Annotated in this window: 15 protein-coding genes; 8 read left to right on the plus strand and 7 right to left on the minus strand. The window is 38.8% G+C overall.

Going from position 1 to position 12932, the window contains the following annotated elements; all coding sequences use genetic code 11:
• Positions 1–25 precede the first annotated feature (25 nt).
• Genes G6053_RS23715 through G6053_RS23725 form a run of 3 tightly spaced genes read right to left on the minus strand, consistent with a single transcriptional unit; the run spans position 26 to position 1471 of the window.
• A complete protein-coding gene (locus G6053_RS23715; protein WP_108636566.1) occupies positions 26–661 on the minus strand; it encodes a nitroreductase family protein in 636 nt (211 codons plus the stop codon).
• 12 nt (positions 662–673) lie between these two features.
• Positions 674–1042 (minus strand): DUF1304 domain-containing protein, encoded by a 369-nt coding sequence (locus tag G6053_RS23720; RefSeq protein WP_108636565.1) that lies wholly within the window; start codon positions 1040–1042, stop codon positions 674–676.
• A gap of 3 nt (positions 1043–1045) precedes the next feature.
• Positions 1046–1471 carry an organic hydroperoxide resistance protein gene (locus G6053_RS23725; RefSeq protein WP_108636564.1) on the minus strand — a complete coding sequence of 142 codons (426 nt, stop codon included), beginning with the start codon at positions 1469–1471 and terminating at the stop codon, positions 1046–1048.
• A 179-nt stretch (positions 1472–1650) separates the two neighbouring features.
• Here G6053_RS23725 and G6053_RS23730 point away from each other — a divergent pair, with 179 nt between their 5' ends.
• The 8 genes from G6053_RS23730 (at position 1651) to G6053_RS23765 (ending at position 8237) form a co-directional block, all read left to right on the plus strand.
• Positions 1651–2565 (plus strand): AraC family transcriptional regulator, encoded by a 915-nt coding sequence (locus tag G6053_RS23730; protein WP_165308771.1) that lies wholly within the window; start codon positions 1651–1653, stop codon positions 2563–2565.
• Between the two features lie 93 nt (positions 2566–2658).
• Positions 2659–3420: an SDR family oxidoreductase gene (locus tag G6053_RS23735; protein WP_165308772.1), complete on the plus strand. Its 762-nt coding sequence runs from the start codon at positions 2659–2661 to the stop codon at positions 3418–3420.
• A 203-nt stretch (positions 3421–3623) separates the two neighbouring features.
• Entirely contained in the window at positions 3624–4361 is a 738-nt protein-coding gene (locus tag G6053_RS23740) for a metallophosphoesterase family protein (RefSeq protein ID WP_165308773.1), read from the plus strand.
• Positions 4362–4545: 184 nt separating this feature from the next.
• Positions 4546–5013, plus strand: a complete 468-nt coding sequence (locus G6053_RS23745) for a DinB family protein (protein ID WP_165308774.1) — start codon at positions 4546–4548, stop codon at positions 5011–5013.
• A 39-nt stretch (positions 5014–5052) separates the two neighbouring features.
• Positions 5053–5619: a Crp/Fnr family transcriptional regulator gene (locus G6053_RS23750; protein WP_108636559.1), complete on the plus strand. Its 567-nt coding sequence runs from the start codon at positions 5053–5055 to the stop codon at positions 5617–5619.
• Positions 5620–5678: 59 nt separating this feature from the next.
• A complete protein-coding gene (locus G6053_RS23755; protein ID WP_165308775.1) occupies positions 5679–6260 on the plus strand; it encodes an NAD(P)H-dependent oxidoreductase in 582 nt (193 codons plus the stop codon).
• Positions 6261–6386: 126 nt separating this feature from the next.
• On the plus strand, positions 6387–7661 hold the full coding sequence (locus G6053_RS23760; protein WP_165308776.1) for an adenylosuccinate synthase: 1275 nt from the start codon (positions 6387–6389) through the stop codon (positions 7659–7661).
• A gap of 9 nt (positions 7662–7670) precedes the next feature.
• Complete coding sequence (locus G6053_RS23765; RefSeq protein ID WP_165308777.1) at positions 7671–8237, plus strand: Crp/Fnr family transcriptional regulator; 567 nt, start codon at positions 7671–7673, stop codon at positions 8235–8237.
• Positions 8238–8313: 76 nt separating this feature from the next.
• On the opposite strand, the gene G6053_RS23770 is transcribed toward G6053_RS23765, so the two are convergent.
• The 4 genes from G6053_RS23770 to G6053_RS23780 all read right to left on the minus strand — a co-directional run bounded on the left by G6053_RS23770 (position 8314) and on the right by G6053_RS23780 (position 12924).
• Positions 8314–9021, minus strand: coding sequence for a hypothetical protein (locus tag G6053_RS23770; RefSeq protein ID WP_165308778.1), 708 nt, complete (start codon positions 9019–9021; stop codon positions 8314–8316).
• Between the two features lie 91 nt (positions 9022–9112).
• Positions 9113–10348, minus strand: a complete 1236-nt coding sequence (locus G6053_RS23775) for a porin (protein ID WP_165308779.1) — start codon at positions 10346–10348, stop codon at positions 9113–9115.
• A gap of 404 nt (positions 10349–10752) precedes the next feature.
• The gene (locus tag G6053_RS30975) at positions 10753–10875 is read right to left on the minus strand and encodes a hypothetical protein (protein WP_277603185.1); all 123 of its coding nucleotides are present in this window, start codon (positions 10873–10875) and stop codon (positions 10753–10755) included.
• 603 nt (positions 10876–11478) lie between these two features.
• Positions 11479–12924 (minus strand): SusD/RagB family nutrient-binding outer membrane lipoprotein, encoded by a 1446-nt coding sequence (locus G6053_RS23780; protein ID WP_165308780.1) that lies wholly within the window; start codon positions 12922–12924, stop codon positions 11479–11481.
• Positions 12925–12932 lie beyond the last annotated feature (8 nt).

Below are 12932 nucleotides of genomic sequence, written 5' to 3' on the forward strand. Positions count from 1 at the left end.
TAAAGTCTGAGGAATAAGGAGTGTCCTATTTATATTCGACGACAAATTCTGATTTTGGCATTCTCACTTTTTTCATGGTAGAGATCCAGTCACGAGAAGCATCGGCAACACCGACATACATTAACGACACACTTTTCAGCCCAAGTTTATCCAACTGCAGCACCTCATCCACAACTTTATTATCAAAGCCCTCCGCCGGAGTACTATCTACCCGCAATTCGGCTGCTTGTGCCAAGGCTAAACCCAATGCGATATAAGTTTGTCGCGCAGTATGGGCAAAATTATGCTCTGCGGCCTCATTTAGATAAATGGATTTCAATTTATCTGTATAAGATCCGAAGCGGCCCCGCGGCAACTCCCTCTCATCTGTTGTGAAATCATATACTTTATCAATGCGCTCTTCTGTATATTTATCCCAGGCCGCAAAAACCAGCACATGAGAACATTCTCGCATACAGTCAGGATTTAAGGCCCCTTTTGCCAGTTCATCTTTCAAAGCCTGATTTTCGACCACCAATACTTTAAATGGTTGTAGCCCCGAAGATGTTGGCGCAAAGCGTGCTGCCTCCAATATCTTATCTATATTTTCTTGTGAAACCTTTTTTGTTGGATCATACGCTTTCACAGCGTGTCTCCATTGTAAGTCTGTAATTAATGACATTTAATTGTTTATTTATTTTGAAAAAAGAACGGATAATATCGCCAACAATGCAGGAATTCCCTGTACAAAGAATATCTTCTTACCAGCTGTAAAACCGCCGAAAATGCCCGCGACAAGGACACAACCCAAAAAGAATAGGCGAACATTATCGCTCCAGTCCGGATCGCTGATAAAAAACGACCAGGCCAAACCAGCGACCAAAAAGCCATTATATAAGCCTTGATTTGCGGCCAGTCCTTTTGTGGGTTTAAACAGTGCATCGGGAAGCGATTTCCCGAAACTACGCCGTCCTGCAGTCTCCCATGCAAACATTTCCATCCAAACAATGTAAAGATGTTCTACCAGTACAAGTAGCGTAAGCACAGTGGCTATATGATCCATATATTATTCGTTATTTGATACTGTTAACTTTACTTCGATATTACCTCTGGTCGCATTAGAATACGGACAGACCTGATGCGCTTTCTCAATCAGCTGCTGCGCTATGTCCAAGCTAACCGCAGGGATATTCGCATGCAACTCTGCAGCAAGTCCAAAACCACCATTCTCCAATTGACCGATGCTCACCACGGCGGTAACGGTTGTCTCACCTGTTTGTATCTTTTCTTGTCGAATTACTAAATTCAAAGCACTGTCAAAGCAGGCAGCATAGCCGGCCGCAAAAAGCATTTCTGGATTTGCATAATTATCATTTGCACCACCAAGACCCTTCGGCATCCGAACCTCGAGGTCCAATACACCATTTTCACTTTTTACCTGACCGTTTCGGCCGCCTTTGGCGGTAGCGCCTATTGTGTATAACGTTTTCATATTTTATTTTGTTTTTGTTTCAATACTACAAATATAGATTGAAAAATTATATTGCGCAAAATATAATTGCTCTATTGACATTAAAATGAAAATTGGTTGCAATCCAAATCTATAGATCGGGGATATTTTGAGTTAATGAATAAAAAAATCTAAATTTGATTCTTGCAAATTTAATCAATATGGAAACAACCTCAATTGAACAGTTCTACCATGAAATCAACGCAACGATATCTAAGGAAATAGCACGGGAGATCGGGCATTTTAATGTATTTAGCTACGCAGAACTTGCTGTCACATTGAAAGAAAAACCCATCATGCCTTACAATAAGCGGACCTATTATAAAATCAGCTTAATCACGGGAAAGAACACTGCTGAATATGCAGATAAAGTGATTGAAATAGAAGAGTCTGCTTTGGTATTTGCGACACCCAAGGTCCCCTATCATTGGATACCCAAGGACGAGCGGCAACAAGGTTATTTTTGCGTTTTTACCGATGATTTTTTAGCACGAAATAAAAGTGGCGTTATATTGGATGATCTGCCTATCTTTCAGCCGGGGGGACTTCCCATTTTTCAGATCTCCCCTAAGCAACGTCTTGAGATTGAACGCATTTTCGAAAAAATGAATAAGGAGCTATCTTCCGATTATGCGTATAAATATGATCTTTTACGGAACTATGTTCTCGAAATTATTCATTATGGACAGAAACTACAACCGAAAAGCATCAGCAACCCGTCCCATAACGCTGCCACTAGAATTACCTCACTTTTCATTGAGCTATTGGAAAGACAGTTCCCCGTAGAATCTCCGATGCAGCGTTTGCAGCTACGAACAGCAAATGATTTTGCCGAACGCCTTGCAGTCCATGTAAACCATCTGAATAAACTTCTGAAAGACAATACAGGTAAAACAACCACCCAGGTAATTAGTGCCAGAATCACACAGGAGGCAAAAATTCTTCTCAAACAAACAAACTGGAATATTTCGGAGATTGCCTACTCGCTCGGTTTTGAAGAAATAGCGCATTTTTCTAATTTCTTTAAAAAGCAGACCAAGCTTTCCCCAAACAATTTCCGTTCTCTGCCATTATAATTTGAATTTCGCAAATATTCATTTGCTTTTCACAAACGCATCGGATACTTTAAAAGCGAAATTTGTACTATTAAATTTTAAAACAAAATAAAAATGGCTAAAAATAAAATCGCTTTAGTAACTGGCGGAAGCCGAGGGTTAGGAAGAAACATGGCAATTAATCTTGCTAAAAAAGGAATCGATGTCATACTGACTTACCATAGCAACAAAGAAGAAGCAGATCATGTGGTGTCTACCATTCAGGCCTTAGGGCAGCATGCCGCTGCATTTCAATTCGATGCGAATAACACCAAATCCTTTGATCAGTTTATAGCGCAAATAACCGATCATCTAAAAGAACAAACGGGTCAGTCGAATTTTGATTTTTTGATCAACAATGCAGGTACGGCATTATATGCCCCTTTCATGGACACGACAGAGGAGCAATTTGACGCAGTATACAATATCCATTATAAAGGCGTCTTTTTTCTAACCCAGAAAGCGCTTCCTTTTATAAACGACGGCGGACGTATTATTAATATATCGTCGGGTCTTGCCCGTTTCGCTTTTCCGGGCTCTTCCGCTTATGGTTCGATGAAAGGCGCAGTCGAAGTTCTGACAAGATACCTGGCCAAGGAGTTGGGACCTCGTGGTATTGCGGCAAATGTAGTCGCTCCGGGAGCAATTGAAACAGATTTCGGCGGCGGACATGTACGTGATAACAAGGAAACAAATGCACATATCGCCAGTGTAACAGCTTTAGGTCGTGCCGGTGTGCCTGACGATATCGGCGGTGTTGTTGCTTTTTTGTGCACAGAAGATGCCCGATGGATCACTGGACAACGCATTGAGGTATCCGGAGGAATGAACCTTTAATAGTCAGGCTGCTCTTCAACAAGCATATGTCCAGTTAATAGACTGTACCGGACATATGCTTATTTTAAAAATATAGCGCGAATGATTTTTCATGCTATTATTTGTCATCGCATCAATGAATATAATGCTTATTTCATTTTCTCCCTAAAACAACAATCTATAATCATAAATTCGCCTATCAAATTGTTAAGTTTGTAGAATAAATGAAGATACAGCTCGCAATAATAAGTGATATACATGCCAATATAGTGGCATTGGACGAAGTACTGGCAGACATAAAAAAGAACGGGGTAACACAGATCTACTGTTTGGGTGACCTGGTCGACTTCGCACCCTGGGGCAATGAAGTTATTGATCGAATCCAGGAAAAAAACATTCCCTGTTTACTAGGAAATCATGATCAAAGAATTGCTTTTGACGAGCCTATTATCCCCTTGCCACACCATGATGCGGTAGAGACCGCAAATCGTGAAATTGCCATTAACCTCAGTAAAAAGGAGATTTCCTCTTCGCATAAAAAGTGGCTATCCACATTACCTTACAACCTCGAATTAACGTTCCAGGTAGGTGATCGTTTTAGGAAAATTCTCCTCGTACATGCAAGTCTTCATAGTAATGATGAATATGTTCATGAATCCACCCCTAAAGGAGACTTGTTAGTTGATTTGCACAGAAGAGGTATTGATGTCCTGGTCATGGGTCATACCCATCAGGCCTACGTCCAGCGGGCCGAAGAAGTGCTGTTTGTCAATTGTGGATCTGTCGGCCGAAGCAAGGAAAAAGACAAAAAGGCTTCCTATGTATTAGTTACGCTGACGGAGGAAGGAATAGATACGACCATAGTTAAAGTAGATTATCCGGTCGAGGAAGTCGCTGAAGCTATTTATCACAGCAATATTCCTGATTTCTATGGGGATTTTTTACGCGCCAAAGATAATTAGTTAGCAAAAAAAACTTCAAAATCGGGTTCTTTTCCGGTTAGTGCAAACATGATCTTTTGGTAACAATGACTTTGAGCAAAAGAACAAAAGTCTTATTAACACGAGATTAATCCAAGATGAAGAATAAGGAAATTATATGTAGTTTAGCGGGGAATAAACTGATCTATAAGCTACATAATACATTATGAACAGAAATATCTTTATAGCGAATCGGCTCAGAGAAGTTTTACTAAACGGTCATTGGATTGCAAATACCAACTATAGGGAACAACTCTCGGATATAAGTTGGCAACAAGCTACCCAGCAGATCAACGAGTTAAATACAATTGCTGGGCTCACTTATCATATCAATTATTATTTAAGGGGACTGCTTACTGCGTTTGAAACGGGAAAACTGGAAATTAGTGATAAATATAGTTTTGACTTACCTGAAATAACTTGCAAGGATGATTGGGATAAACTCATACAAGATTTTGTAAAAAATGCAGCGTGCTTCATAGAGAAAATCGAGCAACTTGATGTCGAAGTTTTTGAAAAACCTTTTTTTGATGAGAAGTATGGTTCCTATCTTAGGAATATCGAAGGAGTGATTGAGCATAGTTATTATCATCTTGGGCAAATTGTATTGATTAAAAAATTGATCGCACAATAAGCACTTTATCAAAGAGAAATTTAGCTAAGTTTGATGCCAATGATAGCAGCTTACTTTCAGTCTTTGGGTCTCTTCGATCAAGAAGAAATTACCCAGATCGTTCAGCTTTTTGAATATAAAAAGCTGAACAAGAACGATTTTTTTGTCAAAGAAAACCAACCCTGTAATGAGGTCGCCTTCATTGTATCCGGAATCTTTCGTTCGTATTACAGTACCTCAAGCGCAGAAGAGGTCACCTATTGTTTCCGATTTCCCAACAGCCTAATCGCGGCCTACTCTTCTTTTATCACTGGTGGACCAAGTGTTGAAACCATGCAGGCGCTCTCTCCCGCCGAATTATGGGTCATCAAAAAGAGCGCTATTGACAAACTCGCCGCTGAAAGTCTAGTCTGGACAAAGTACCTCAAAATGATCGCTGAACAACAATATCTGGAACTTGAAAAACGCATCTTCCAATTGCAGAAAGAAACAGCCCTACAACGCTATACGGTCTTACTACGAGATCAACCCGAATTTGTCCAGCAAATACCACTACAGTATTTAGCTTCCTATCTGGGCATCACACAACGTCATTTGAGCAGAATTCGCAATGAAATCACTTTTTAGACATTTGTCCTATAAATCAAGAATGAGTGCGGCTAACTTTGTGTTATCAGAAGAATAACATGAAGAAGAAAATACTTGTCATCAACGGTCACCCGAATAGCGAATCTTTCAATTTTGGTATTGCCGCAGCGTATAAAGAAGGTGCTGAAGCATCGGGTGCAGAAGTACGTTCCATCAATATCGCGGACCTGAATTTTAATCCCAATCTCCAGTTTGGTTACCAGAGACGAACTGAACTTGAACCGGATCTCCTGCGGGCCTGGGAAGATATCCAATGGGCAGATCATCTAGTTTGGGTACATCCCGTTTGGTGGGGCGGTCTTCCGGCTATGATGAAAGGTTTTATCGATAGGCTCTTTCTGCCCGGTTTTGCGTTCCAATACCGTGAAAACTCTCTTTTTTGGGACAAATTGCTCAAGGGAAAATCCGCCCGAATTATCACCACATTAGATCAACCAAGTTGGTATTATGCCCTTATCTATGGCAGGCCGAGTGTCAATCAACTCAAAAAATCGACTTTACTATTTTGTGGTATATCGCCTGTGAAAGTGACATACCTCGGAATTATAAAGACTTCGGACGCAACAAAGCGGCATAAATGGCTGCAAAAAATCAAACAGCTCGGGCAAAAACAAGGATAAAACGCACATCGTTTCGTCGGACAATTTTTCAAGAAATAAACACCAGCACCTGTTTTTTTTGCCAAATGGCAATTGTGCCCGTTCTGCTATGTCCTAGCTTTGTTCCGTAAATTCAACAACAGCAATATGGATATTTTAATTGGACTCCAGTGGGGAGACGAAGGGAAAGGAAAAATCATTGATCTGATCAGCCGTGATTATGACATCATCGCACGGTTTAATGGCGGTGCAAACGCTGGACATAGCATTTATCACAACGATAAACGGATTACGCTGAAATTATTACCCTCAGGAATCTTTTATCCCCATATCAAAAATATTATCGGTACCGGAGTAGTTATCGATCCCCTGGCACTCCGGGCAGAAGTGGAACAGCTCCAAGCCGCTCTGTCTGATGCCGATTTAATCCACCGAATTCTCCTATCAGCGAAGGCCCACCTTGTATTACCAACATATAAGTACTGGGATATGTATTTCGAAGAATCGCCACAATACCGTACTATTGGAACAACTAAAAATGGAATTGCACCGACCTATTCCAATAAAATACTTCGACAAAATGTACGTGTTGGAGACATATTCTCCAACAATTTCGAAGCAGAGGTACTTCAGATCTTAACTAGGCAGTACCTTGATCTACAAGCACTAGGACAGGATATGCCGATGATGCAGGAATTATATGACGATTTTCTGGAAGCATGCAATTTTTTAAAAAAAATACAGATTGCCGATACAGAAATTATCATCAATGAAGCACTCAGCAACAATAAAAAAGTATTGGCCGAAGGAGCTCAGGCTACTTTATTGGACATAGATCATGGTAGCTACCCTTATGTAACTTCTTCAAATACCATCGCATCCGCAGCATGTGTGAGTTTAGGCGTATCCCCCAAGCTTATTGATAAGATTTATGGTGTTACCAAAGCCTATTGCACACGTGTCGGAAACGGTCTGTTTCCAACGGAAATAACGGGATCCCTTGCCGATGAACTGCGTGAAAAAGGAGGCGAATTCGGATCCAATACCAAGCGGCCACGAAGAGTTGGCTGGCTAGACCTTCCCGCATTAAAATATGCCATTATGTTAAACGGCGTGACCGATCTTGTATTAACAAAGGCTGATATCTTAAGTGGTATGTCCGAAGTCCCAATTTGTACAGCATACGAGATAAAGGGCGAAATAAGAGCCTTATCCGCTCCAACATCTGTTGATGATTCCGCACGACCTGTCTGGAAATTCCTAGACGGATGGGATATCCCATTCAGCAAAATCAACCAGCAAGCACAAGTTCCGAAAGGACTGAAACTATTTATCTCTTTTTTGGAAGAGGAATTAAAGATCCCGGTAAAATACCTCTCCACAGGTCCGCAACGAGAAGAATTAATTATCTTAGGTAATTAATACGCGCATATGGAGCAGCTTTTAGCATACATCCGAAAATTTGGTCAGCTTGATCAGCGGGAGGAAGGACTAATCAGGCAAGCCTTTGAGAAGAAACACATTCCAAAAGCAACCTATTTCGTTACCTGTGGCAAGGTTACCGATCGTATAGCCTTTATTGAAAGCGGTGTATTTCGTTCCCTTTATTATAATAATAAAGGTGACGATTTTACACGCTACTTTATCTACGAAGGTCGCTTTATTGGGGATTTTCAAAGTTTTTTGGACCGTACCCCATCCAATGATTATATTGAATCCGTAACAGATGCACAGTTATGGAGTCTTACTATCCATAATTTTTTACTGTTAGAAAAAGAAATCAAAATCTGGCCCCTTTTAATGGCTAAGCTATACGGATTTGTGATTGAAAGCAAATTAAAAACAGCAAATACCATGATGAATCTCGACGCTAGCGAACGTTATCTGCTGTTTCTAAAACTTTACCCCGGACTGGCAAATCGCGTTCCCTTAGCGATGTTGGCTTCGTATTTAGGTATTACTGCATCTTCATTGAGCCGCATCCGAAAAAATATCTAGGTTATTTTTTTTATCGTGTTAAATTTAGTCTAATAGGTGATCACTATACTAAACAAAACTGCAATTGATCATCGATCTAACTTGATGCATCCCTTATAATTGGTGTATTATTCTCGCAATCCGTTTCTTTCTGTCCTACAATCAAATCTCCACATTTAAAGTCATTCGAATCTAATTGCAACCGTCTTTTTAACAACGATTCATGTTGTTCATATAGTTTTCTGAAAGCTTTACTATCCGCACTATCATCGTCCAAAAATAATACATATTTTAATTTACAATCTTTAATAATTGGTAAACCAATCCAACGCTTGACTTCACTGCACCTTGGGTTGGAATAAAATGTTTCTAACGATACTATATTTTCCCTTAATAACGACTTTGTCCTTTCCAAATTAAAATCAGAAGATAATAATACTTTCGGGTGGCCACTTACACATCCTATTCCAAAATGAGGTTCAAACCTTATTGGCATTGCCAATACAGGTCTTTGATCCAACTTCATCGCTTGCTCCAGTAAAGAAGAATATTCAGATTTCAAATCATAGTATTTCTTTTTAATCGCATTTCCTACTGGTAGATATACATAGCCTATTCTTGGACCTCTAGAAACAGTATCAATTTGCCAATCCGACAGATTACCACAATCGGCAGTTTCTATCAAGCTTTCCATTTCAGCTAGTTTTTTTTCCGCTTTTTCATACAGCTCCGCGTCTAAAGATTCTTTATCTTTTCCACAGGAAGCGCAGAAAAGAATTAGTACAAATAATCTGATCACTTTCATAATTTTTAATTCTAAATAAGGTTATCTCAACTTTATACGTAAAAAATAAACGTTATGCTACAATAGAAATAAAAAATTAGCAGTCATATGGTTACCATCTATATAACAATCGGGTTGTAAAAACATTGTCTTTCAGATCATCAGAAAAATTGGTCAAACTCGTTTTTTCATTGGTCACATGTTCATTATAGACGGTAAGTTTCAAGCGATTGCTAATCTGATAAGCAACACCATAACCTAGCGTACTGAATTTGACATCACCGTCAGCGGTAAAGTTATCTGGCATCCCAATGGTCATTCCGCTTGCCTTGGTATTGGGGTCATACACATCGTAAGCTAACAAAGCTGTCACACCTGTTTTTGCGATTTCCTGTGTAAGCCAAAGGTAATAACCGTTAAATTTTCGTTGGTATAAATCCGTGGCTGGCTGTGTCGTAAAGCTTCTGCTTGCATACGGGCCTTTGATATCCGCCCCTCCTGCAACACCGGGCTGGTCACCGGCCACATATTCAGTCTTGAAGCTGGATTTCCCAAAGCTATTGTCGAGTTCAACCTGTAAGTTTGCACCATAGTAATTTCTGCCAATCCCTTTTCCCTCATTATCATCACTGGTATGCGCTGTATAACCGTTCGCAATGGCCGTGTAATAAGTTTTGGTATCGTTACGGACAGAACCTTTATAGAATGAACCGCCAAATCCAAGATGCAATCTTTTATCCGCAAGGCTATCGAATTTAAAAGCTAAGTTTCCAATCAGATCCTTCTTGGAATCATAGTCTTTGGCCGAGTGCCCACTTCCATTAACCAGTGCCAAGTCTAAGTTCAAGAATTTCACTTTACCTCCGGGGTGGTAGCTGACCATTCCACCAAGATCACGCTCCCGCGGCATGATAGTTTGAAAAACACGTGCACGTTCCGGGAAATCGCGATAGCCAGACGAGTAAACGATGGAATACCCAAAAGGTCTGTTGAAGAGACCGGCGGTCAGGCTCAGGCCTTTTTGGCTAGGATGCCGCAGTTGGATAAAAGCATCCATTAATTGCACCCCGTCTTGGGTCGCATCGAGCTGAAATACAATACTGGAATAAGTATCCACACGGTCAATCTTAAGGCGGCCACGTCGGATCATAAAACGGTTGTCGGAATTCTTGGAGAAATCACCACCGGAGAACGAAGTTATTCCTGGTGATTGAGCCTTTTGAAACTGTGTCTGAAGGTATCCAGTGATTTTGATATCATGTGGATCATAACTTGACGGCGCATTGTTATTTTGCGCTATAGCTACTGCTGGACCGATCAGAGTTGCGAGTAAAAGTGCTTTTTTCATTGAATAACTTTTTTTGTAGCAATGGATATCATCAGAACTTATCCGTATAAACAGTTTTATGTTCAGATGGTTCATTGGTATTATAATAATCTCTAATATAATGAATGAATCTTAAGAGGATTATAGGTTCTGATTAAATATTATAAGCCCTCTTATTTCAATGCCGTAAAAATAGATTCCCAATGTTAAGTTAGTATTAATAAATTGTTAGACTATTAATTTGTATACATAAAATTAATGATTTAGTAACAGTACAACAAAAAATAAGGTCGGAATATTCTCTCCCGACCTTTATAAAAACTATTAAATGAAACTTAAGTCTACTCCAATACTTTGTTGTAATAACGCTCTCGCAAAGTATAGCTCCGGTCCGTAAGTGTTTCTACTGAGGATGAATGTAACGGTCAACCTGGCAACCCCTCGCCATTTGCACCAGTTACTCGTCCACTAACTTTCTTTTCTTGAGCGAATGCCACCGAAGTCAGGATAGCACCACCCAATAGAAAACTAAGTATTTTGTGTTTCATATGTTTAATAAGTATGTTTATTTAGCACTGAAGGTATAAAAATACCTTGGTTAGAATTTTACTTTTCAATAATTTTAAAATTCGAGGCGATGTTAGTTAGTTAGTTAGTTAGTTAATCAACCATTGGCACCAAATATAGAATAAATATATCAGCAACAAAATGTTTTTCATATCTATCATTAATAGAATGCAGGAGAATAGCAGTCTCAAAACCTAAAACCAAAGTGTTAAAGTTTTGTTAAAACAAATAAAAAAACAAACTTTTATAATAGTATATCGTTTTTCAATGATACGTAAAAAAACATAAACTAAAGTAAATCAATTAGATAAAATATTTTCAAATTAATTTTATATAACATTTACTGCTCTCTGTAACAAAAGATCAGTAATCTTAAATAGTATATGATTATACCAGAAACAACAAGGCTATTCTTTGCATAATTTTATTGAAAATATGTTACCATCTCTGGAAAGGCAAATTCCATAATTCTTGTCAATTATCAGGCTAACAATCGGAAAAAAAAGATCTCCGATGTATTACAATCGAAGATCTTTTAAGGTGCTATTTAAAAAGCGCCTCATTAATTTTAAAAGTTAAAGATTTTATAAATCAAACCATACCTTATCATAATATTTCGGTTGAGGATTCGGAATATTAGGATTAGCGGCAGTCTCATCTGTTGACAAAGGGAATCTCCTGAATAGTGGACCTGAAGTAGCCCCTTTAGGTACTTGCATTTTTGGAACCTCATTACCATCAGTACCAGATCTACGCCATTGGACAAATGCTTCCATAGGTCTATCTACTAAATCTAACCATTGTTGAATATGAATTTCTTTAACTGGGTCAGCAACAGCTGATAAAGCAGGCTCTGCCGCTAAGTAAGTAGTAATAGCTGCTGAATTCGCTTCATAAAAAGTCATAGCAGCTTGAATACCTTTCCGATATAACTCATTTGCTTTAACCAAATTTTTAGTGACACCAAGTCCACGTGCATAAGCTTCTGCCTCTAGGAAGAGTATTTCTTGATAAGAAAGCAACAAAGAAGGTGCATCTTTTCTATATAAATACTTTGACATCAAAGAAGTTTTATCATCAGCATCCTCGTTTGCTAAAACACCAACATATTCCGTTGATTTCGGCCCCAAGTCATAATAACGTGGAAGTCTAGGATCTTTCTTAGGAACCATTAAGTCAGTAACTAATTTATTAGCATAAGTAAATGGATTCTCTCCTACAAATAATCTATACTTTGGATTTTCATTATTTACCGTTGTAGTATAAGGTGTTCTCCAAGTTTCTTCAACGGTGTTAATCATTGATTCCGGTGCAGCGACTAACTTTCCAATAGCATCAGCCTTAGTAGGATCTTTATCTACCATTACCATTAAAGTTTTAAACTTAATGGAATTAGCTAATTTTTTCCATTTGCTAATATCTCCTTTATAGAACACATCATAATCTTCAATTTTAAGTGAGCTAGAAGCATCTAACTGAGCTATGGATTCATCAAGTAATTTCAACACATTTTCCAATACTTCTTTTTGAGGATCATATTTTGGATATGGAAACTTATCCGCATTCCAGGCTTCTGTGTAAGGTACATCGCCATACAAGGTAGTTGCTTCATACATCAATTGGGCAAGTATAATTTTACACTGTGCGGCAGCATTATTTTGAACTGGACTAGCCGACTCCGCTATTGAAATTGCTTGTTTTAAATTATTACCGGATGTACTATAATAAACCTTCCATGTGTTTCCAACAAAATTTGGACTTATATCATAAAGGTTAGAGGCTCCCCAGTTATCTGAAAAGTTTCCCCCTGAGGCCAATGTCTGTCCAAGAAATCCTAATGCAATATAATTATCCCCACTATTTTTACTGACATCCCAAGCAGTGATCGCGTATCCAAATAATAATTTAGGCTCTACTTTTGTAGCAGTTAATGGATTCGTATTTATATCCAAATATTTTTTACATGAAACAATACCTGATGCTGATAATAAAATCAAAGCACCGGCAAGTATCTTATTTTTAAATTTCATAACCAATC

Source organism: Sphingobacterium sp. DR205, assembly GCF_011064245.1.
GTDB classification, from domain to species: domain Bacteria; phylum Bacteroidota; class Bacteroidia; order Sphingobacteriales; family Sphingobacteriaceae; genus Sphingobacterium; species Sphingobacterium athyrii.